We start from the raw sequence: 215 nt of genomic DNA, 5'->3' as shown, positions 1-215 counted from the left end.
CCCGGCTGTATGCGCGAGGTTACCGACTGCGGCCTGAGTTTTTTAAGTGACGTAAAATCGTGTTGAGGCCAACGCCCATAATGCGGGCAGTTGCCCGGCATCCAACGCCATTCATGGCCATATCAATGATTTTCTGGTGCGTACCGGGTTGAGAAGCGGTGTAAGTGAACTGCAGTTGCCATGTTTTACGGCAGTGAGAGCAGAGATAGCGCTGA

1 pseudogene (only partly in view) is annotated in these 215 nt (G+C 53.0%); it reads right to left on the bottom strand.

Features of this window, described 5'->3' with window-relative positions:
- A pseudogene (locus OGX92_RS09930) lies at positions 1 to 215 on the bottom strand (IS1-like element transposase) (its annotated part continues 80 nt past the right edge of the window); the annotation flags it as partial.

Source organism: Citrobacter sp. Cpo089 (assembly GCF_030332695.1).
Taxonomy (GTDB): domain Bacteria; phylum Pseudomonadota; class Gammaproteobacteria; order Enterobacterales; family Enterobacteriaceae; genus Citrobacter; species Citrobacter portucalensis.
The sequence above is the reverse complement of the archived record's forward strand: the minus strand, read 5'-3'. Positions and strand labels throughout refer to the sequence as shown.